Origin of the sequence: Kitasatospora sp. CM 4170, from assembly GCF_032110285.1 — a bacterium.
Classification (GTDB): Bacteria; Actinomycetota; Actinomycetes; order Streptomycetales; family Streptomycetaceae; genus Kitasatospora; species Kitasatospora aburaviensis.
On record NZ_CP134877.1, the window covers coordinates 6,644,333 to 6,665,580 of the forward strand.

Here is a 21,248-nt window from a genome sequence, read left to right on the forward strand (position 1 = left end):
CCTCTCCACCCATGCACCGTGCGGCCGTGCAGGGTTGCCGATGGGGCCGTAATCTCATCCGACCGGCGGTCCGACACCACCCGAACAGCGAGCCCCGGGACCTCAGCCGGCCAGGCCGCTCAGTTCGGCGTCCCAGTCGATCGCGCCGCCCTCGGTGCCCGGGGGGACCAGCGCGAAGCTCTCGCGGCGGAGCCAGCGACGCACCTGGCGGGACGGGAGGTCGACGAGGACGGATCCGTCGTCCCCGAGGAGCATGATGCGCAGGGCGGTGCGGCCGTGGCAGGGGCAGGGCGGCCAGATGCGGACGTCGCCGAGGCCGGTGGGCTTCTGCAGTCCCTCCCAGAGGAGGTCGCGGGAGAAATGCCAGGTACCCGCCTCCGCTGCGGGGCCGAGGAATTCGAGTGCGACGGCGAGCGGGTCGTCGCTGCGGTAGGCGAGGCGCACCGGGACGTCGACGGACTCGTGTTCGCCGAGGACGATCTGTGCGTCGAGGACGATGTCGGTGCTGATGACCTCTTGGGCGGGCACGGGTTCTCCTGGGAACGCCTTTGACAGGCAGGGGCGGGGCCGGGACAGGGGCGGGGACAGGGGCGGGGGCCCGGGACAGGGGCAGACACAGTGGCAGGGCCGGACGCGCCGGTGGGCGGCCGGGGCGACGAGGCGCCCGGCCGCCCACCGGCGGCGGGGTCGGACGGCCGCGGCCCGGGGGTGCCGCGGCCGTCCGGGTCACTTCGCGAGGAAGGCCAGCAGCGCCGCGTTGACCTCCTCGGCGTGGGTCCACAGGAGACCGTGCGGCGCACCCTCGATCTCCACGTACTCGGCGGTGGGCAGCGCCCGGTGGAACGGGCGCGCGGTGTTCTCCACGGGCAGGATGCGGTCGCCGGTCCCGTGCAGGATCAGGGCCGGCACGTCGATGCGGGGGATGTCGGAGCGGAAGTCGGTGGACCAGGTGGTCGGTGCGGCCGACGCGGCGTAGGAGCCGCCGCCCGCCGCGACGTTCCAGCTGTTGCGGACGGCCTCCTCGCTGATCCTGGTGCCGAGGTTCTCGTCCAGGTTGTAGAAGTTCTGGAAGAAGTCGCTGTAGTAGGCGTAGCGGTCGGCCTTCACCGCCGCGACGACACCGTCGAAGAAGTCCTGGGCGGCGACGCCGTCCGGGTTCTCGTCGGTCTTGAGCAGCCAGGGCTCCAGCGAGGCGAGGAAGGCGACCTTGGCGACGCGCGCGGAGCCGTGGGCGGACACGTACCGGGCGACCTCGCCGGTGCCCATCGAGAAGCCGACGAGCACGGCGTCCTGGAGGTCCAGGGTCTCCAGCACGGTGTTCAGGTCGGCGGCGAAGGTGTCGTAGTCGTAGCCGGTGGTGGGCTGGGAGGACTGGCCGAAGCCACGGCGGTCGTAGGTGATGACCCGGTAGCCGGCGTCGAGCAGCGCGGCGCTCTGCCGCTCCCAGGAGTGCCCGTTCAGCGGGAACCCGTGGATGAGGACGACCGGCTGCCCCGAGCCGTGGTCCTCGTAGTAGAGGTCGATGGAGGCGGAGTTCTCCTGGCCAACGGTGATGAACGGCATGGGTCTTCGTCCCTTTCGGACAGCGGCGTGCGGGCTGTGGTGCTCCGACGCTAGGGGCGACGGGCGGCGTCCGGTGGCCTCTGAGAGCACACGGTGTCGTCCGAGAGTGCTGTGCCGGGCCGCCGGGCCGCCGGGCGGTCGGAGGCCCGGCGGCCGGCCGGTGCGCGCGGTCGGTGGTCGACCGCGCCGACGACGGTGCGCGGACCGGCTGTGGGCGGTGCGCCGTCGGAACAGGTCCCCGGCCCCGGCGCTCCTAGTCTGATGCCGCCTCTCGACACCCCCGCCCCGAAGGAGCAGCAGGAGCACCATGACCAGCCAGCCACGCCTCCACCAGCACGCCCCCGAGATCCAGGAGTTCGGCACCGTCACGCAGCTGCCGATCGCGCTCTCCCACGACGCCCGGCAGTACTCCTCCCAGCGGCTGAACCGCGTCCTGGCGGACACCCAGTTCCTGTACGCGCTCTACAAGAAGTACCACTGGGGCATGCGCGGGCCGACGGCCTACCAGCTGCACCTGCTCTTCGACAAGCACGCGCAGGAGCAGCTGGAGCTGGTCGACGCGCTCGCCGAGCGGGTGCAGATGCTCGGCGGCGTCGCGGTGGGCGATCCCCGCCACGCGGCCCAGATCACCGGCGTGCCGCGCCCGCCGGACGGCATCGAGCCCGTGCCGTCGATGCTCTCGGGGCTCCTCGACGCGCACGAGACCATCCTCGCCGACGCCCGCGACGCCGCCGCCCGTACGGCGGAGCTGGGCGACGACGGCACCCAGGACCTGCTGGTCTCCCAGATCATCCGGACCGGCGAGACCCAGGTCTGGTTCCTCGCCGAGCACCTCGTCGACACCCCCGGGGCGGGAGCGTGACCGCGGGCCGGGCCCGTCACCGGACGGGCCCGGCCCCCGCCGCACTCGGCACCGCCGGCCCGGCGCGCACCGCGGTCGCGCGCCCCGGCCGATCCACCAACCGCCACTGAGCGAAGGGGACTTCGTTGTCCAGCATGCCCGTCGCCGGGATCCGTCCTGGCGCCCCCGCCCGGCCCGCCGACCTGGTCGTCCGCAACGCCAAGGTGCACACCAACGACCCGCGACGGCCCCGGGCGACGGCCCTGGCCGTCCGGGACGGAGTGATCCAGGCGGTCGGCGACGACGCGGACGTCGCCCCGCTGGTCGGCCCCGAGACCCGGGTGGTCGACGCCCTCGGCCGCCGGGCCGTACCGGGGCTCAACGACGCGCACCTGCACGTCATCCGCGGCGGCCTCAACTACGTGCTGGAGCTGCGCTGGGACGGTGTCCCGACGCTGCGCGAGGCCCTGGCCATGCTCCGGCTCCAGGCCGAGCGCACCCCGCCCGGCCAGTGGGTGCGGGTGGTGGGCGGCTGGTCCGCCGACCAGTTCGCCGAACGGCGGCTGCCGACCCTCGCGGAGCTCAACGCCGCGGCGCCCGACACCCCCGTCTTCGTCCTGCACCTCTACCAGTCGGCGCTGCTCAACCGGGCCGCGCTGCGCGCCGCGGGGTTCACCCGGGACACCCCCGACCCCGCCGGCGGCCAGATCGTGCGCGGACACGACGGCGAACCGACCGGCCTGCTGATCGCCGCCCCGGGCGCGCTGCTGCTCTACTCCACCCTGGCCAAGGCACCGACGCTGGACGAGGCCGACCGGATCGGTTCCACCCGGCACTTCCTGCGCGAGCTGAACCGCTTCGGCCTCACCTCCGCGATCGACGCCGCCGGCGGCTTCCAGAGCTTCCCCGAGAACTACGGCACCGTCATGGAGCTGGCCCGCCGGGGCGAGCTGACCCTGCGCATCGCCTACCACCTCTTCCCCCAGACCGCGGGGCAGGAGCTGGACGACCTCACCCGCTGGGTCAACACCTTGCGCCCCGGGGACGGCGATGCCTGGTTGCGCCTGAACGGGGCGGGGGAGAACCTCACCTGGGCCGCGGCCGACTTCGAGAACTTCACCGAGCCGAGGCCGCAACTCGGCCCCTACGAGGCGGAGTTCGAGAAGGCCGTCCGGTTGCTGACGGAGCACGGCTGGGGCTTCCGGCTGCACGCCACCTACGACGAGACCATCCGCCGCGACCTCGCCGTCTTCGAGAAGCTCGCCGCCGAGGGGCTCTTCCCGCACGGCAACCGCTGGCTCTTCGACCACGCGGAGACCGTCGGTCCGGAGAGCCTCGACCGGATCGCGGCGCTCGGCGGCGCCGTCTCCGTCCAGAACCGCCTCTCCTTCCAGGGCGAGGCGTTCGTCTCGCGCTACGGTGCGCCGGCCGCCGCCGAGGCGCCGCCGCTGCGCGCCATGCTGGACCGCGGCCTCACCGTCGCCGCGGGCACCGACGCCACCCGGGTCTCCTCCTACAACCCCTGGGTCGCGCTGCACTGGCTGGTCTCCGGCCGGGCGGTCAGCGGCAGGCGCCTCGCGGCCGGCCACAACCGGCTCGGCCGCGAGCAGGCCCTGGAGCTCTACACGCTGGGCGGGGCCCGGCTCACCGGCGAGGAGAACGTCAAGGGCCGTCTGTCGGTGGGAAGTTACGCCGACCTCGCGCTGCTCAGCGCCGACTACTTCACCGTGTCCGAGGCCGACATCCCGCACATCGAGTCCGTTCTCACCGTCGTCGGCGGGCGCATCGTCCACGGCGCCCAGGAGCACCAGGGCCTGGCCCCGGACCTGCCCGCCGTGTCGCCGTCCTGGAGCCCGGTCGCGCGGTTCGGCGGCTACCACGCCACCCCCGCGCCCGGCCCGGCCGGCGTCCACCAGGCCGAGGGCGTGCTGGAGGCGGTGGCGGCCTCGGGCGAACAGCACGCCTGGCGTGTGGCCCGCGGCCTCGCCCTCCCGGGGCAGGCCCCGGTGCCGATGGACCCCTGCTTCTTCTGACGCTCCGACCACCGGCACAGCGGGCATCGCGGGATCCGGGGCCGCTCTTTCGGGTCTTGCCGGCCAGGACGGCGCGACCCTCCTGCTCTACCGCGAGCGGGTCGACGGTTCGGCCTCGTCCAGAGCCGGTGGGGGCTCCGCTCCTCCCGCGGCGCGGCGGGCCTGCAGGGGGATCCCGGGAGGGGGCGGGGTGCCCCCGGAGCCGGATCCGGGGCCGGAGCCGGGGCCGGGCCGGCCCGGCTCGGGCGGGAGTGAACTCGGCGGTGTGGTGGGGGTGTTGGCCACCTCGCGGAGGAGTGAGAGCAGGAGCTCCTCGTAGGGGGAGAGGGGGCGGGCGACGGTCCAGTTGGCGGTGACGGTGCGGGGGGTCGGGCCGGGGTCGACGTGGAGTTCGGCGAGGACGCCGTGCAGGAGCTCGAAGCGGACGGAGCGCCGGGGGACCAGGCTGATGCCCAGGCCGATGCGGACGGCCTCCCGGACGCTCTCCGTTCCCCACAGGTCGAGGGTGCGCGCGCCGACGAGGTCCCAGGTGTGCAGGAGCTCCAGCAGCTGCCGCCGGGTCTGGGAGCCCGATTCGAGGAGGAGGAAGGACTCGGCGGACAGGTCCGCCGGTGTGACCTCCTGCCCGGCCAGCGGGTGGTCGGGCGCGCAGATCAGCAGCATCTCGTCGCTGGCGAGCTCCTCCGACTCGTACCGCCCCGGGGGCAGCGGGCCGTCGGCCACGCCGACGCCGATCCGGCCCTGCTGGAGCGCGCCGGCCAGGCACTCGGGGCTGTTGACGACCACGGTGAACAGCCCGTCGGGCTCGCGGCGCCGCAGTTCCCGCAGGACCGCCGGCAGCAGGTAGTCGCCCACGGCGGCCGTGCTGCCGACCACCAGGCGCTCGTTGGGCCACCGCGCGGCCGCCTGGACGGCGCCGACGGCGTGATCGGCCAGCGCCAGCATCTCCTTGGTCTGGGCGAGCAGGACCCGGCCGGCCGGGGTGGGGCGGATCTTCGGGCCCGAGCGGTCGACCAGGACGGTCCGCAGCGACGCTTCGAGGTTCTGCACCTGCTTGGAGACCGACGACTGGCTCAGGAACAGCACCTGGGCCGCCGCGGAGAACCCACCACATTCGATGACCTTCGCGAAGATCGCCAGCTGGTTCAGGTTGAGTCGCATCACGGCCCCGATCGCGTGAATGTGGTGCAGGGCATTCGGGCCTGGGGGCCGTGCGACAGGCTTCCGCAGTTCCTGCCATCCCCCGGTGGGGGCCACAGCCTACAAGCAACCGGGAGAATACCTGTTCGGTCGGCACAATTGCGGGGACGGACCGGCGTTCGTCGATTCGAAGGCTCAACACGCCTCTCGACGCTCCGCCGGTGATCCATCCTGACCGGACCGAAGCGGTCGGTGATCATGGTTATGTGATGGTGAGTCAGATGTGATCAGGGGTGAATTCGAGATCGGTCCGGATCGGTTGTGAGGACTTTGTGCGATCGGGGTCTCGTCGGGTGAGGGTGCGCGTACGACCATCGGTCGGTCGGCCGTGCGTGCACATGCGGCCCTTGCGGGGCAGGGCCGGCGGCGGTTCACCGGGGGTGTGTGGCGCGGTTCGGAAGATAACGGATTGATAACACGGCGGGACGAAACCTCCTGCGGCCCATCTCTAAACGTGTCCGGCCCGGTTGGGGTCGGGGATTCGAGAGAGAGGGGTGTCGCCATGCGGGAAGCATGCTCCGGCAGCAGGTCGCCGGTGCCGACTCCGTACGAACTCTTCGTGCTGGGACGCGGTGCGGGCGGAACGGCCACCACCGGATCGCGGTGCGTCGGGTCGCGTCCCGCCCGGCCCGTCCGGGTCGGCGCGCTCTCGACGGGTTCCGGTGACGGGAACTGTCTCGACGTCGCGGGAAGGGGGTCGCGATGAGCGACCTCGCCCTCCCGGGGGCCGTCGGTCGCCGGGAACCCGTACAGCGCCGCCTCGCCGGCCACAGTGGCACGGCGAGCCACAGCGGCGGGGTGAGCCAGAGCGGCACGGTGAGTCGCGGCGGCACGGTGACCCGCGGCAGCGAGGTGAGCCGCAGTGGCTCTCTGAGCCAGAGCGGCACGGTGGGCCACGGCGGCACGGTGGGCCACGGAGGTGCCGCCGGCCGAGCCGGCACGGCGGGCCGAAGCGGCGCAGCGGGTCACAGCGGCACGGCAGGTCGCCCCGGCGCGGCGCGCCACGGCGGCACGGTGGGGCGGACCGGCACCGGTCACGGTTCCCGCGGTGGCCGGGGGCGCACCCAGCCGACCACGGTCCAGGCGGTGGCGCTGTACTCCTCGCCCGGGACGCCGCCGCCGGGACTCTCCGGGGCGGAGGTCGTCGCCGGCATCAAGGGGACGCTCCCCTACCTGCTGATCCCGGATCCGCTGCCGGGCATGCCCCGGGCGCTCGCCCTCTGGTTGGAGGGGCGGACCGCCGTGGTGGGGCCGGCCGTGCCGGTCGAGGACGCGGTGGTCTCGCTCGGCTGGGCCCGCAAACTGCTGACGATGGTGCCGCAGGGCGCCTCCGCCGGGATCCACTTCGTCGAGGACCACCTGGCGACCCTCATGCTCTTCCAGGACCCGCTGCTGGCGAGCCACCTCTCCGCGAAGTGGCTCGGACGCCTGGCCGACATGACACCGCAGCAGCGGCAGTGGACGGAGGAGACGCTGCTCGCCTGGCTGGAGGGCGGTGGCACGCTCCCGGCGGCCCGGCTGCTCCGCATCCACCCGCAGGCCGTCCGGAACCGGCTGCGCAACCTGGAGAAGGTCTTCGGCAGCGGTCTGCGCGACCCCCGGGCCAGGTTCGAGCTCCTGCTGGCGCTGAAGATCCAGATCATGGCGTCCGAGTACGCCCGCCTGCGCCGCAGAGCGGGGATGCAATCCCTGCTCCAGACCGCCGGGCCCAACCGGACCGTCCGGACGAACGGGCGCTGAGGCCCGTCCGCCGGCGCCGGCCGGTCCCGTGCCGGCGACGCACGGCAACGGTGCGTCCGGCCGCGGTGCCGGACCCCGCCCTCACCGGGCCGGACCAGGTGGGTCCGTGATACCCCCGCGGTGATGCGGCTCGTGGAGCCGCCCGCGACCAAGCCCGTCACACCGTCCGTGACGCCGTCCGTTGCGAGCCCGTCCGGGGCGTCGCCGGGCGTTCGGATCCGGGCCGTCCCCCTCGTGGCAGTCGACCGTCGCTGCCTCGTCATCCCCTCGTCGGCCGCGCCGTCCGTGGACCGTCGCGCGTGGGTCGTCCCCGCGCGGACCACCGGAAGGCCATCCGGACCCGTTCCGGTGGCTCCCGCGCGGCCCTGATCCTCCGGGTGCGGTGGAGGAAGAACCCCCATGTCATCTTTGCGGAAGAAGCGTGGACCGGGCGGGGCCGCCTACGGCCTCCCCCTGGTGAGCCGCGTCCCGAGGTCGTCGGCCACCGTCCTGATCATCGTCGCGATGATCCTGACCGCGGCGGCCCTGGTGTACCCCGTGGCGAAGTCGGCCGGCGCCTATCGCGCCGCCCCGGTGAGCGACGACCAAGATGTGGTGCAGACGCCGTCCGGGCCGCTCACCGCCCTCGACCGCGACTTCGTCAAGCGGGTGCGGCTGGCCGGACTGTGGGAGATCCCCGCAGGTCGGATGGCCCTCGCGAAGGGCACCACCCCCGAGGTCAAGGTGGCCGGCCAGCACCTGATCGACGGTCACACCGACCTCGACAGAGCGGTGTTGACCGCCGCCCAGACCCTGAACCAGAGCGTGCCCAGTGAGCCATCGGCGCAACAGCAGGGCTGGCTCAGGCAGTTGGAGGCCGCGCAGGGCCCGGAGTTCGACGAACTCTTCGCGAACCTCCTGCGCAGCGCCCACGGGCAGGTGTTCGCGGTGCTGGCCCAGGTACGGGCCAGCACCCAGAACGCCACGGTCCGGGACCTGGCGAGCACGGCCAACGGCACGGTGCTCGACCACATGAACGTCCTGGAGGACACCCGACTCGTCAAGTTCGACAAGCTCAACCCGGCGCCGGCCGGTTCGGCCACGCCGTCCGCGAGCCGCCCGCCGGCGCCCGCCGGATCGACCCGCTAGCGGACGACCCGGCCGAGGCTGCCCGCGGCCTGCCCGGCAGGCCCGATACCCCGTCTGAGGAGTGTGAAGTACATGAAGTCCCGTAAACGCGGCACGTCGAAGAGAAGGGCCGGCGCCCTGTTGCTGGCGGTGGTCCTGGGCACCGGCGCGGTGGGAACGGTGGTGTCGGTCGCCTTCGCCGGCCAGCGCCAGACCTCGAAGTCGGGCTCCGCACGGGTCGGCACCGTCGCCTGCGCCGACGCCGGCGTGGCCCTGAACGAGGTGCCGGAAGCCTCCCAGGAGGCGGTGGACAAGAACCTCGCCGACCTCGACGTCCAGGTGGCGGACGCGTACAACCGGCTGGCCGCGCCCGCTCCGGGCGACAACGAGAAGCGCGTCATGGACGATCTCGCCAACAAGCGCGCGGACACCCTGAAGAAGCTGTCGGACAGCGCCGGTCCGGACTCCGGGCTGCCGAAGGACCTCTCGGGCATCGCGAAGTGCACGGTCAGGAACGACCTGGCGGTCCAGGACGCGGCCAAGGGGTTCAGCGCCGACGGCGTGGGCGGCGCCGCCGCCGAGACCAAGGCCGCCGCGCAGGTGAAGTCCCTCTCCAAGAACAAGAGCGGGTTCGTCGACATCAAGAACGCCCCGAACGTTGCCGCGCCCGCCAAGAAGGGGTCGGCCACCGGTTCCTTCACGTCCCGGTGCGGGCGCAACGAGAACCGCCACCTCAACCCCGACAACGTGATCGTCGCCCCCGGTGTGAGCAACGGCGCGCACCACATGCACGACTACGTCGGGAACGTGGCCACGGACGCGTTCTCCTCCAACGCCAAACTCGCCGCCTCGGGCACCACCTGCTCCAACGGTGACGGGTCGGCGTACTACTGGCCGGTCCTGCGCGTCTTCGACGGCACCAACGAGAAGGACGCCAAGGCGCCCGGTGGTGGCAAGGACAAGAACGTGGGACGGATCCTGCAGCCGGCCGAGGCGAACATCACGTACACCTCCACCGTCGGGAACCAGGTCCAGCCGATGAAGCAGTTCCTGCGCATCCTCACCGGCGACGCCAAGGCCTTCACCAACGGGCCGGCGAACGCCCACGCGTCGTGGAGCTGCACGGGCTTCGAGAACCGCCAGCTCGTCGACAAGTACCCGATCTGCCCGAAGGGGAGCCGGGTCGTCCGGACGCTGAAGTTCCCGGACTGCTGGGACGGCAAGAACATCGACAGCGCCAACCACCGGACGCACACCGCCTTCTCCAACGCTTCGGGCGCGTGCCCGAAGAACTTCAAGGTGATCCCCCAGCTGGTCGAGCGCGTCGCCTACGACGTGCCGGCGGGGGTCCGGTTCGCGGTCGACAGCTTCCCCGAGCAACTGCACAACCCGATCACCGATCACGGTGACTTCATCAACAACATGAGCAAGAACCTGCAGGACCAGATGGTCAGTTGCATCAACCAGGGGCGTCGCTGCGGGTGACCCGCCCCTTCCGGGGCCGGCCCGTGCCGGCCGGCCCCGGGACCAGATTCGACAGCAGGTTCAGGACGAGGCCGGAGGGCTCAGCAATGGTGAGAGGGCAGAGGCGGCGGTCACGACGGTTCGGCCCGGTGCCGCGGGACGTCGAGCGGCCCGGCCGGGCGCGCCCGGCGGCCGAGGGCGAACAGCCCGCGGAGGGCGGTCGCAAGCGGTCGGGTCCGTGGTCGTTCCTGCCGCTGTTGGCGGGAGGCCTGGGCGTGACGGCCATCGTCGTGGACCCCAGACTGCAGGCGTTCCTGACGTTCGCCGTCGGTGTGCTGGCACTCGTGTCGTTCACCTCCGCGGTCCTGTGGGGCCTGGCGGCGACCGACCGGCTGGTCCTGAGCCCGTCGCACCGGCTCATCGCGCAGGCCGTCCACCGCGCGATGGGCGTCGGGGGAGTCGTCTTCCTCGTCCTGCACGTCTGGATGAAGCTGATCGTGGGACAGATCGGTGCGCTGGCGGCCTTCGTGCCGTTCACCGACCCGGTCAAGCCCGTGGTCTTCGGCCTGGGGACCGTCGCCGGGTACCTGTTCCCTGCGGTGGCGCTGGCCGGGGCGGCCCGGGGCAGGCTCGCCCGCTCGGGTGACGCGCGCCGGTGGAGGGTCATCCACCTGTTCTCGTACCCGGCGTGGGGTGCGGGCCTGGTCCACGGGCTGCAGTCGGGCCGGGTCGCGGCCCCCTGGGTGGTCGTGCTGTACGGGGTGGCCGTCCTGGGCGTGGCAGGCGCGCTCACGGTCCGGCTGGCCCTGCAGGACCGTTCCGGCCCGCGGCAGGCCCCCGCACGGCCGCTCCCGACGGAGGCCGGTGGTGCCCCCGAGGCCACCACCCAGCGCCTGCCGGTGGTCGGCGGGCAGGCCACGGCGGCCGAGCCGGGCCTGGCCGTGGGCCGGGGCTTCGCCGCCGGGCCGGGCCTGGCCGGCGCCGGAGCCGGCGCCGGAGTCGGACGACGGCGGCAGGGCGCGTGAGTACCTACCCGCCACCCGTCCTCTGGTTCGGACGGCCGGTCCTGTTCGCCGGCCTGGAGAGCCTGTACCGGGTCGACTACCGCTCGCACCTCCAGGTCCACGGCCAGCTGCCGTCGATGGGCGCGGAGGAACTGGCCGAACTGGCCGAGAACGTGGACCTGCGCGGCCGGGGAGGTGCCGGATTCCCCTTCGCCCGGAAGATCAGGGCGGTCGTCAAGTCGGCTGCCCGGCGCCGCACCACACCGGTCGTCGTCGTCAACGGAACGGAAGGAGAACCGAGTTGCCTGAAGGACACCACGCTGATCCTGCGCGCCCCGCACCTCGTGGTGGACGGTGCACTGATCGCGGCCACCGCGATCGGCGCGGAACGGGTGGCGATCGGCGTCACCCGGGCCGACACCGAGGAGTCCCTGCGCCAGGCGCTGGCCGAACGGAGGTCGGTGAAGCCGCCGGTGGAGGTGGTGCGACTGCCCGAACGGTTCGTGACGGGGGAGGGGAGCTCGCTGGCCCGCGGCATCACCAACGGGATCGCCCTGCCCCGGGGAGGCGGCGTGCGCACCAGCGACAGCGGTGTCGGGGGAGCCCCCACCCTGCTGTCCAACGCCGAGACGTACGCCCAGCTCGCCGTGGCGGCCCGCTGGGGTGCACTGCCCTACCGGGAGAACGGTCTCCCCGACGAGCCCGGCACGGTGCTGCTCACCATCGCCGGCTCCACCGTGGTGGAGACCCCCACCGGGGTGCCGCTGGAGACCGTCCTGGCGGCGTGCGAGCTGGACATCGGGCAGGGCGTGCTGGTCGGCGGGTACCACGGGAAGTGGCTGACGCCCGACGCGGCCCGCCAGGCCGTGATCTCCCGCCAGTCCTTCCAGCGCCTCGGAGGGGCGCTGGGCGCCGGGGCCATCCTGCCGCTGCCGGAGACGACCTGCCCGCTGTGGGAGGTCGTCCGGATCTCCCGCTGGATGGCGGACGAGACGGCCGGCCAGTGCGGGCCCTGCTACATCGGTCTGCCCGACCTGACGTCGGCCCTGGAGGACCTGGTCCGCGGCGGTGGGCAGCGCGCCCTCGACCGGGTGCAGGCCGGCATGCAGGCGGTCACCGGCCGCGGCGCGTGCAGCCACCCCGACGCCGCCGCGCGGTTCGTGGCCTCCTCCCTGGCCGTGTTCGACGACGACCTGGTCGCGCACTCGTACCAGGGCGGCTGCGGACGGCCGTCGCAGGACGTCCTGCCGCTGCCGGAGGTGGAGAGTGCCGGCTCCATCGTCGTCGACTGGACGCTCTGCGAGGCCCACGGCCTGTGCACCGGTGTCCTGCCCGACGTCATCCGGCTGGGGCCGGACGGGTTCCCCGCCGCCGCCGTGATGCCGGTACCCGCGCGGCTGCTCTCCCAGGCGGCGCGCGCCGTCGACCGGTGTCCCGCGCTCGCGCTGCGGATGCAGTGAGGCCGGCACGGCCGGCGCTCGCCGCGGAGCGCGGCCCGTGCCGTCGCAGGGGTTCGCGCCGCCGCCCGCGCCGCCCGTCGGGGCGGCGGACCGATCGAGAGGTTCCGGAGGGCTATCGACCCTGACATCCGCGTCCCGTGCCCGGGGACCGGCGCTCGACGCCGGACCGGGTCACCGGGGACGCACAGATCCACGGAAGGCCAGATTCCACCGATGGAAAGGCAAGCAACATGTTGACGAAGCGATACGGACTGGCCGGGCTCTGCGTCCTGTTGGTCGGGCTCGTGGTGATGGCCCTCTGGGGCAGCATGAGCAGCAGTGCCAAGACGCCGTCCGGATCCGGCCAGCTGGTCGGTGCGCAGGACGCCGCGCCGGCCGGCGGCGGCTCCTACGGTTCGTACGGCTCGTACGGCGGCGCCAGCGGGTCGCCGTCCGCCGGGGCCTCGGCGAGTGCGGGTGCGTCCGCGGGCGCCTCGGCGGGTGCGTCGGCGGGCGAGGGGCAGGCCGGGGGAACGCTGACCTGGCGCAACGACCCCAAGCTCGGCATGGTGGTCACCGACAGTCAGGGCTTCACCCTGTACCGGTTCGACAAGGACACCGCCAAGCCCCCGATGTCCAACTGCAACGACGGCTGCGCCAAGACCTGGCCGCCGGTCGCCAAGGAGGGCACCACCGCGGGGACCGGGATCGACGCCGCGATGCTCGGCGAGGTCACCCGGGCCGACGGGTCGAAGCAGCTGACGCTGGGCGGCTGGCCGGTCTACCGCTACGCGCAGGACACCGCGGCCGGTGACACCAAGGGCCAGGGCGTCGGCGGGGTCTGGTTCGCCCTGGCCCCCGACGGCAAGAAGGCGGCCCCCGCGGCCACCGCTGCGCCGGCCTACCCGTCGGAGACGGCCGGCACGGCGCCGAAGCCCCAGCCGTCCCAGCCGGCTCAGCCGGCCACCGGCGGGGCCGGGGTCTCCGTGACCACGAACGCGCAGCTCGGCCAGATCGTCGTGGACGCGCAGGGCATGACGCTGTACCAGTACGCCAAGGACCCGTCCTGGCCGATGAAGTCCATGTGCGAGGGCCAGTGCGCGGTGACCTGGAAGCCGGCGCCCGCCGTCGACCCGAGCCAGGTCAAGGGCGTGGACCCGAAGCTGATCGGCAAGATGCAGCGCACCGACGGCACCTGGCAGCTGTCCATCAACTGCAAGCCCGTCTACACCTTCGCGGGCGACAAGGCCCCCGGTGACGCCAACGGGAACGGCAAGGACAACCTGTGGTCGGCCGTCAACCCCGCCGGGAAGCCGGTGACCGGTAAGTGATGCCCTGGGACTCCACCGTGGCGCCCGTCCGGTCACAGGGCAAGGCACGTCGCCGGCTCCAGTGGCTCGGGATGACCGTCCTGCTCGCCCTGGGCGTCGTCGAACTGATGGGTGGGACCGGAGGACTGTTCGCTCTGCCGCGAGCATCGGCCGGTGTCGCCGGTGCCTCGGTGGAGGACCTGGCCCGGCGGATCGGCTGTACGGCGGACATCACCGCCGACACGGCGGACCTCCGCCAGGGGCTGTGCAACGTCGGCGAGGACGAGGTGTGGATCGCCACCTTCCCGAACACCGGGGCCCAGACGGTCTGGACGTCGGGCGCCGAGGAGTACGGCGGGTCGTACCTGGTGGGTGACCGGTGGGTGGTCGTCCTGTCCGACACCACCGCGGACTTCCTGCACCAGAAGCTGGGCGGGGTGGTCACGAGCGGTACCGACCACACCGGGCACGGCGACCAGGGCGACCACGTCGACGGCGATCACGGTGACCACGCCGACGAGGGCGGTCACGGCGATCACGGTGCCGGTGCCGGTAACGGCCAGGGTGCCGGTGCCGACGCCGGCCAGGGTGCCGGGGACAGCGCCGGCCAGGGTGCCGGTGCGGACCACGGCTCCGGTACCGATCAGGACGGCCACGACCCGTCCGGTGTCGGCTGACCCCGGCGATCGACCGATCGGGCGGTGGCGATGCCACGGAGACTCCCCGGGCCCCGGCCCGGGGAGTCTGCGTGGCATCGCCACCGCCGTCGTGGTTCCGGGGAGGGTGCCGGTGTCACGGGCCCGGGGGCCCGGGCCGGGCGTGAGGAGGTGAACGGCGATTCGTTCCGCGAGGAGCAGGGCCGTGGCGAGGTGCGGGGGCAGGGCGTTCCCACGGGGCCGCCGTGGGCCCGGACGTCCGCGGCCGAGGCCGGCCGGAGTGCCCGCACCGCCGGGTGGGCCGTCGGGCCCGGGGCGGCGGCGTGGGGGACGTCGGTGGCGGGGCCGGGGCCGGGGCCGGGGCGGGGGAGTGGGCCCGGGGACCCGGGCGAGCCCGCTTCGGCGGCCGTCCGGCCGCTGGTCGCAGAACAGGGCCGGGTGAGGCGTCGCCGGGCGCCGCCGGGGAGAGCGTGACGTACCGCCGCCCGCCCGGGTGCCGAGTGCCGAGTGCCGAGTGCCGAGTGCCGGGCGCCCTCGCCGGGCCCGTACCGGCCTCGTGGCGCGCCCACGCCGGGCGCCGACGCCCGATGTCCGACGCTCACGCCTCCGTCCGGGGGCGCGCCCTTGTTGGACCGTCGTGAGGGCCGGGAACGCGCCCCGCCGGCGGCGGTCGGTCTGCATGGTCATGACGCCTCGGACGTCCCAGTTTCGTTGGCACGGGCGGGAGTTGCCGCCCCCTTCCCCCTTGGCCGATACCTCCGGCGCCGACCGCGCCACGAGCGCACAGTGCGCATGCCCGCGCACGGTGCGTCGACGGCGGAGGGCCGAACACGGCGTCGTGGAGCCGCTTCTGGCGATGCGACACCCCCTCGTGGCGTGTACCCGCTCGCCCGTCACGGCGCCATCGGTTGCGTCACGCTACGGATTCGGAACATGCCAAACCCGAATTGGCATTTCTGTTACGCACAGGACTTCGCCCGCGCGCCGGGACTGATGGGACCGGTGGGGTCTGCGCAGACACGGGCCACCGGCCGACCGGGCACCCGCGAACACCGCCCGGCGGGCGTCGCCCGCTATTCGGTTTGGGAATGGGCGGACAGGTGGCGAGCGAGGAGACGATTGCCGGAAAGCCGTCCGGCTGGTGTGCTGTGGACCACCCTCCACCGCCTCCCGACGGCGCGGCAGCCGTCCCTCACCGGTGTCGCCGACCCGGGCAGGCCGAGGGCATCGACATCGTCACGTCCCCCGCGACCGGGTGCCCCCGCGCCAGGTCGCCCAAGAGCCGCCAGGTGCAGCGCCGCGCCTGAGCCGCTCGCCGACAACCGAGCCCCCGATCTCCCCGGCCCCGTGCGGCCGCCGCACCCCCCGGTGCGCGTGACCTTCCCACCACGGGGCGACCAGACCTGAGGAGAACACTTTGACCGTGCGTTCCGACGACTACGGACTGGGTCTGAGCACCTTGAGCGACGTCGAGCTCTCCGCGGTCCTTCCCGCCGCGACCGCCAGCGACACCTCCCGTGTCGGAGCCGTGATGGCCGAGGTCTTCACCCGCCACCACGGCGCCGTGCTGGCCTACGCACGCGGCTACTGCCGCGACGCCCAGACCGCCCAGGACCTCGCCGCCGAGGCCTACGCCCGCACCTACGTCTCGGTGGCCCGCGGCCACGGACCGCGCCACGCCTGGCGCCCCTACCTGATGGCCTGCGTCCGTCGCACGGCGATGGAGTGGAGCAGGCACTTCACCCGGCGGGTGCTGCTGCCGGAGGACTTCGAGACCTGGGTCGAACACCTCGCCGGCGACGCGGAGACCGAGGCCGCGCTGCTCGCCACCGAGGAGACGGCCCTGGTCGCCAAGGCCTACCGCTCCCTCCCCGAGCGGTGGCAGGTGCTCCTCTGGCTCACCGTGGTGGAGGGCGAGCCGGCGGCCGCCGTCGCGCAACGGATGGGTATGACGGCGAGCGGCGTCCGCTCCCTCGCCGCGCGGGCCCGGGAGGGACTGCGCGAGGCCTACCTGCGTGAGGACGTGGACGAGGGCGCCGAGCCGGCGTGCCACTACTTCACCGCCCGGCTGGCCGAAGCCATCCGGCGCCCCGGCCGGCGGCGCGGCCCCGAACTGGCCCGGCACCTGGAGAACTGCGAGGGCTGCGCCCGGGTGGCCGGGGAGGTCGAGCGCGCCAACCACCGTGCCGTGGTCGCGGTTTCGACCGTCCCGGGCCGCGAGGCCGCGCGCCGCCTCCGGCGTCCGGTCCGGCGGCGGTGAGCAGCCGTCCTCGACGCGCGCGGCCTCGTGCCCCCGACGGCGTGGGCGGGCCGAACCACGGGTCAGACCGCGGGGGCGGACGTGCCCCACACCTCGCGCAGTGCGGCGCAGACCTCTCCGACCGTGGCGTACGCGGCGAGAGCCTCCTTCATCGGGTGGAGGACGTTGGCGGTGCCCCCGGCCGCCTCCTGCAGCCGGACGAGCGCGTCGCCCGTTCGGGAGGAGTCCCGCAGGGCGCGGAGCTTGCAGAGGCGTTCGGCCTGCCGGGCCTCGATCGCCGGATCGATGCGCGCCGCCTCGTACGGTCCCCCTTCGTCCACCCGGCCGGTGCGGTGCGCGTGGCGCCCGATCTCGCGCTCCTGGAAGCCGCGGGCCGCGGCACCGGCCGCCCCGCCGTGCCGCTCGACCTCGCCCAGGAGGTCCAGCGCGGCCGTCTCGAGTTCGTCCGCGGGCGCCCCCGCGGTCCCGATGCCGAGGCGCGGCAGCAGCGCCCCGGGGTCCCGGGCACCGAACTCCTCGTGCATCACCCGGGCCCAGATCCGGTGTGCGGCGCGGTACTTGGCGCGCTCTTCGGCGAGCGCCGCCGGTTCGGCGAACAGGAAGGACAACCGTGGTGCGAAGTCCGTGACGTCGATCCCGGCCGCCACCGCCGCCCGGACGTACTCGATCCCGGTCGCGAGGGTGAAGGCGAGCTCCTGTGCGGGCGAGGCACCCGCGTCCGCCAGGGCGCGGCCGGAGACCGACACCGCGTCCCACCTCGGGACCTCCGCGGCGCAGTACCGGAACGTGTCGGCGAGCAGCCGCCGTGACGGTCCCGGCGGGAAGAGGTGCGTTCCCCGCGTGACGCACTCCTCCAGGACGTCGCTCCGGATCGCGCCGGTGAGCCGGTCGGCGGCCACGCCCTGCTCCTCGCCCACCAGTTGGCAGAGCAGCAGGAACGGCGCCGCGCCGGGCGCGCCGAGCCGGAGCGAGGTGGAGACCTCGGCCAGCGGGAGGCCGCCGAGGAGGACCCGCATGTCGTCGATCGAATCGACGGCGATCCCGGTCCGGCCGACCTCGCCGGCCGCGATCGGGGCATCGCTGTCGTGGCCCGCCCGGCTCGGCAGGTCGAAGGCCACCGACAGGTCCGTCGCACCGTCCGCGACGAGCTGCCGGAACCGGGCATTGGCCTCGACCACCGAACCGGGACCGGCGTACGGGCGCGCCGTCCGCGGCCGTCCGGTAGGCGTCGAGGCGTGGACGGCCCGGATACGGGGGAGCCCTCCGGGCCCGAGGGGCTGTCCGGAACCGGCCCCGCGTGTCACGTGCTGTGCGTCGATGTCGATGACGGTTCCTCTCCGTAACGGCCGCGGTGTGCCGCGACGACTCGACACTCCGTCCGGGGCCCTGCCGCGGTGGCGTCCCGCCGTCCCGCTACCTCGTGGGCGAGTCCGGGGACGGTCGGCCGCGCAGCTCCTCGCGCAGCCTCCGCATGCCCTCCTCGAAGTCGATCCGCGGGCGGTACCCGAATTCGGAGCGGAGCCGTTCGCTGGAGAACCCCTGCTCGGTGGTCAGGATGTCCACCGCGAGCCTGGTCAGCGGGGGGCTCGACGTCAGGCGCAGCCCGCGGTAGGCGGCCTCGATCGCCCACGCCGCCGTGTACGCGGCACGCCGGGGGATCGGCACGAACCGGGGCCGCGGCAGGCCCGCGATCTCGGCCAGCCGCTCGAAGTAGGTCTGCCAGCTGACCGGCGAGTCGTCGGTGATGTTGAACGCCCTGCCCACGCTCCGCTTGTCCGACGCAAGGAGCAGGATCGCGTCCACGGCGTTCGACACCTCGGTGAGTCCTGCCGAACGGTTCGCCGGGATCATCGGGGTGCCCTCGCGCAGCAGCTTCAGGGCGTCGTCGACGAAGGTCTTCGACCGGGGCCCGTACAGGCTGGCGGGCCGGACCACGACCGTGGGCAGGTCGTGCCGGTCGATGAACTGCCAGAGGAGTTCCTCGGCCTCGATCTTGGTGTCGCCGTAGAGGAAGCCGCGGCGGCGCAGCGGCGCGCTCTCGTCGACGACGCGGTCCGGGTGGCCGTACACGTCCGTCGAGCTGACGTGGACGAAGAGCCCGACCCCTGCGGCGGCGGACGCCTCCAGGAGGTTCTGCACGCTGGTCACGTTGGCGGCGCGGAACTCGCTCCAGGTGCCCCAGTCCTTGACCATCGCGGCGCAGTGGAAGACCCGGTCGAAGCCCGCGACGCGCTTCACGAGCGCGCCGCGGTCCAGGAGGTCGGCCTCCACGACGTCGACCCCGAGCCGGTCGAGGTGGCTGCGGTCGCTGGACCTGCGGACCAGGGCGGTCACGTCCTCGCCGGCGGCGAGGAGGCCCTCGACGAGATGGCTGCCCAGGAACCCGCTGGCCCCGGTCACCAGGTTGCGCATGTCTTGTCCTTCGTTCGGAAGCACGGGTGGACCCCGGCGGCCGCCCAGGACCGCGGAGTGCACCTGCTCATGGGTGTGCGCCGCGCCGCCGACGCGTCGGCGGCGCGGCGGTGGGTACCGCCCGACCGACCCGGCGACGGCGCCGCGGCCGCCGGGTCGTCACGTCAGGGAGCGGTCAGGCGTACTTCGACCAGTTGTTGCCGATCCCGCGGATGAGGGAGGGGACCACCAGGGCCCGGCGGAAGGGCGTGATCCCGGCCATGTAGGCCTTGCCGAACAGCCCGTTGGGCTTGACCAGCGCGGCCATCTCGCCGCGGTACCCGCCGGTCCCGTCCGGGACCCAGCCGATGTGCATCAGCACGTGGCAGGTCTTGTTGGCCATCTCGGCCACGTACTCGGTGTCGGTCTGGTAGACGGAGCGGAGCGGCACCAGCTCGAAGTCCGGCCCGTCGGGCAGCTCCAGGAGGTCGGCCGGCAGCCGGTCGCGCAGGGACGCCACGCGCTTGCCGACGCCGTCCTCGGCCTTGTCCAGCCCGAGCAGCGCGCCGATCTTCCAGCGGATCGCGAACAGGACGCGGATCACGGACGCGGACATCTCGGAGTCGTCGTTCGAGGTGAACTGCTTCACCAGACGCGGCAGGTCGTCCGGTCCGCCCGGCGTCGGCAGGGCCCACACGTCCTCCAGGGTGAAGTCCTTGGTGAACTCGTGGATCCGCCAGGGCCGGGCGGTGTACAACTCGTTCGGCACCCTCATGCAGTGACAGCCTTCCTCTTGCGTGCTCGGAGCGCCATGCGGGCACCGTGCTCGGGCTTGATGAGGATTCCGCGGTGGTGTACCCGCTCGGGCGTCTTGTCGGGGCGGTCCAGATCGAAGTGGGACAGAACCACGCGCAGCACGCTCTTCATCTCGTCCACCGCGATCTTGTCGCCGGGGCAACGGGTGATGTTGCCTCCGAACGGGGCCCAGGCGGTGGTGTCCAGCTTGACGTTGAGGTACCGCTCGGGGCGGAACGCCTTGGGTTCGTCGAAGTTGTTCGGATCGGTGCTCAGCAGGTGGGAACTGGCCCACACGATGTCACCGGGTTCGTAGTACACACCGCCGATCTGGATCGGCTTCATCACCTCACGGGGCATCAGCAGTGGCAGCGGCGGACGGAGGCGAAGCACCTCGTAGCAGACTGCCTCAAGGTAGTCGTCAGTATCGCCCGCGTCGATCTCGTCCCGCAAGCGAGCCAGCTCGACGGGGAACCGGCTCAGGTACTCCAGCGCCCAGGCGACGGACGACACGGTGGTCTCCGTGCCGGCGAGGAACAACGTCATGATCTCGTCGCGGAGTTCGACGTCGGTCAGCTTGCGGCCGTCGACCTCGATCTTGAGCATCATCGACAGCAGGTCGTCGTCGAGCTGGCCGATCTCGCGGCGCTCGTTGAAGGCCTCGAAGAGCAGCTCGTCCGCGCGGGCGCGGTGCTTGAGGAAGGAGGCCAGGCCGGTGCTGGGGATCGACTTGATCAGCCAGTTCGAGAAGCCCGACATCTGCTCCAGCGGGAAGGCCGCCGTCATGTGCTCGTTCAGCTCGACGACACCCATGATCTCTTCGATCAGCTGGTCCCAGCACGAGGGGGTGACCTTGCCGAACACGACCTCACGGATCACCTCGACGGTGAACCGGTGGATGATCGGGCGCAGCGGCATCACCTTGTTCTGGGGCCAGTTGGGGATGTCGCGCTCCGCCATCTCCTCGATCGCGGCCTTGATCCGCAGGTACGCCGTGCCCTTGAAGCTGGGCAGCAGCTCCTTGCGCCGGACCTTGTGCTCGTCCCCGTCGAGGAAGGCGAGGCCGGTCCGGCCGAAGAACTTGCGGGACACGTCGTTCCCGTTGCCGGTGTGCAGGACGTCGGGGGACGCCTGGAACATCTCCTTGACGTCACCCGGATCGGAGATCACGTACATGTCGGGACCGGGGCGGAGCTGGAGCTTGAACCGGTGACCGAGCTTGTCCCGGACCTTCTCGAGCCAGTCCGTCTGGAACTTCGTGAACATGTACGTCTGCACGGCTCCCGGCGCCTTCGGTGCCGGCAGGTCGGCGGCCCGGATGGTGACCGGGGGACGACGCCCGGCGGAATGGTCGACCGGGCAACGGGCGGCGGCGGGGGTCGTTTCGGTAGTGCTCATGTCCGTCCCTGGAGTTCTCGGATCACTGCTGATCGGACGTCGGATGG

General features: G+C 73.0%; 17 protein-coding genes. 10 read left to right on the forward strand and 7 right to left on the reverse strand.

Features of this window, described 5'->3' with window-relative positions; genetic code table 11:
* Positions 1 to 102 precede the first annotated feature (102 nt).
* The gene (locus RMN57_RS28330; RefSeq protein ID WP_313766111.1) at positions 103 to 528 is read right to left on the reverse strand and encodes an SsgA family sporulation/cell division regulator; all 426 of its coding nucleotides are present in this window, start codon (positions 526 to 528) and stop codon (positions 103 to 105) included.
* A gap of 198 nt (positions 529 to 726) precedes the next feature.
* Positions 727 to 1,563 (reverse strand): alpha/beta hydrolase, encoded by an 837-nt coding sequence (locus tag RMN57_RS28335; RefSeq protein WP_313766112.1) that lies wholly within the window; start codon positions 1,561 to 1,563, stop codon positions 727 to 729.
* A gap of 307 nt (positions 1,564 to 1,870) precedes the next feature.
* Between RMN57_RS28335 and RMN57_RS28340 the strand changes: the two genes are divergently transcribed.
* Together RMN57_RS28340 and RMN57_RS28345 are read left to right on the forward strand one after the other, a co-directional pair.
* The gene (locus RMN57_RS28340; protein WP_313766113.1) at positions 1,871 to 2,425 is read left to right on the forward strand and encodes a DNA starvation/stationary phase protection protein; all 555 of its coding nucleotides are present in this window, start codon (positions 1,871 to 1,873) and stop codon (positions 2,423 to 2,425) included.
* Between the two features lie 134 nt (positions 2,426 to 2,559).
* On the forward strand, positions 2,560 to 4,437 hold the full coding sequence (locus RMN57_RS28345; RefSeq protein ID WP_313768001.1) for an amidohydrolase: 1,878 nt from the start codon (positions 2,560 to 2,562) through the stop codon (positions 4,435 to 4,437).
* An 87-nt stretch (positions 4,438 to 4,524) separates the two neighbouring features.
* On the opposite strand, the gene RMN57_RS28350 is transcribed toward RMN57_RS28345, so the two are convergent.
* Positions 4,525 to 5,598, reverse strand: a complete 1,074-nt coding sequence (locus tag RMN57_RS28350; RefSeq protein WP_313766114.1) for a LysR family transcriptional regulator — start codon at positions 5,596 to 5,598, stop codon at positions 4,525 to 4,527.
* A gap of 1,125 nt (positions 5,599 to 6,723) precedes the next feature.
* Between RMN57_RS28350 and RMN57_RS28355 the strand changes: the two genes are divergently transcribed.
* The 8 genes from RMN57_RS28355 (at position 6,724) to RMN57_RS28390 (ending at position 16,617) form a co-directional block, all read left to right on the forward strand.
* On the forward strand, positions 6,724 to 7,377 hold the full coding sequence (locus RMN57_RS28355; RefSeq protein WP_313766115.1) for a helix-turn-helix domain-containing protein: 654 nt from the start codon (positions 6,724 to 6,726) through the stop codon (positions 7,375 to 7,377).
* A gap of 399 nt (positions 7,378 to 7,776) precedes the next feature.
* Positions 7,777 to 8,505, forward strand: a complete 729-nt coding sequence (locus RMN57_RS28360) for a DUF4142 domain-containing protein (RefSeq protein WP_313766116.1) — start codon at positions 7,777 to 7,779, stop codon at positions 8,503 to 8,505.
* A 72-nt stretch (positions 8,506 to 8,577) separates the two neighbouring features.
* Positions 8,578 to 9,969, forward strand: coding sequence for a DUF1996 domain-containing protein (locus RMN57_RS28365; RefSeq protein WP_313766117.1), 1,392 nt, complete (start codon positions 8,578 to 8,580; stop codon positions 9,967 to 9,969).
* Between the two features lie 254 nt (positions 9,970 to 10,223).
* Positions 10,224 to 10,973, forward strand: coding sequence for a hypothetical protein (locus RMN57_RS28370; protein ID WP_313766118.1), 750 nt, complete (start codon positions 10,224 to 10,226; stop codon positions 10,971 to 10,973).
* The gene (locus tag RMN57_RS28375) at positions 10,970 to 12,412 is read left to right on the forward strand and encodes an NADH-ubiquinone oxidoreductase-F iron-sulfur binding region domain-containing protein (protein WP_313766119.1); all 1,443 of its coding nucleotides are present in this window, start codon (positions 10,970 to 10,972) and stop codon (positions 12,410 to 12,412) included. The genes RMN57_RS28370 and RMN57_RS28375 overlap by 4 nt, the downstream gene beginning before the upstream one ends.
* Positions 12,413 to 12,642: 230 nt before the next feature.
* A complete protein-coding gene (locus RMN57_RS28380) occupies positions 12,643 to 13,722 on the forward strand; it encodes an SCO0930 family lipoprotein (protein WP_313766120.1) in 1,080 nt (359 codons plus the stop codon).
* Positions 13,722 to 14,378 carry a hypothetical protein gene (locus RMN57_RS28385; protein ID WP_313766121.1) on the forward strand — a complete coding sequence of 219 codons (657 nt, stop codon included), beginning with the start codon at positions 13,722 to 13,724 and terminating at the stop codon, positions 14,376 to 14,378. The genes RMN57_RS28380 and RMN57_RS28385 overlap by 1 nt, the downstream gene beginning before the upstream one ends.
* Before the next feature lie 1,402 nt (positions 14,379 to 15,780).
* Complete coding sequence (locus tag RMN57_RS28390) at positions 15,781 to 16,617, forward strand: sigma-70 family RNA polymerase sigma factor (RefSeq protein WP_313768002.1); 837 nt, start codon at positions 15,781 to 15,783, stop codon at positions 16,615 to 16,617.
* 62 nt (positions 16,618 to 16,679) lie between these two features.
* Here the strand turns inward: RMN57_RS28390 and RMN57_RS28395 are convergent, their stop codons facing one another.
* The 4 genes from RMN57_RS28395 to RMN57_RS28410 form a co-directional block, all read right to left on the reverse strand.
* Complete coding sequence (locus RMN57_RS28395; RefSeq protein WP_380236820.1) at positions 16,680 to 17,942, reverse strand: methylmalonyl-CoA mutase family protein; 1,263 nt, start codon at positions 17,940 to 17,942, stop codon at positions 16,680 to 16,682.
* A gap of 88 nt (positions 17,943 to 18,030) precedes the next feature.
* Complete coding sequence (locus RMN57_RS28400) at positions 18,031 to 19,029, reverse strand: NAD-dependent epimerase/dehydratase family protein (RefSeq protein ID WP_313766123.1); 999 nt, start codon at positions 19,027 to 19,029, stop codon at positions 18,031 to 18,033.
* Positions 19,030 to 19,204: 175 nt separating this feature from the next.
* Positions 19,205 to 19,783, reverse strand: coding sequence for a DUF2867 domain-containing protein (locus RMN57_RS28405; protein WP_313766124.1), 579 nt, complete (start codon positions 19,781 to 19,783; stop codon positions 19,205 to 19,207).
* Positions 19,780 to 21,201, reverse strand: a complete 1,422-nt coding sequence (locus tag RMN57_RS28410; protein ID WP_313766125.1) for a cytochrome P450 — start codon at positions 21,199 to 21,201, stop codon at positions 19,780 to 19,782. The genes RMN57_RS28405 and RMN57_RS28410 overlap by 4 nt, the downstream gene beginning before the upstream one ends.
* Between the last annotated feature and the right edge of the window lie 47 nt (positions 21,202 to 21,248).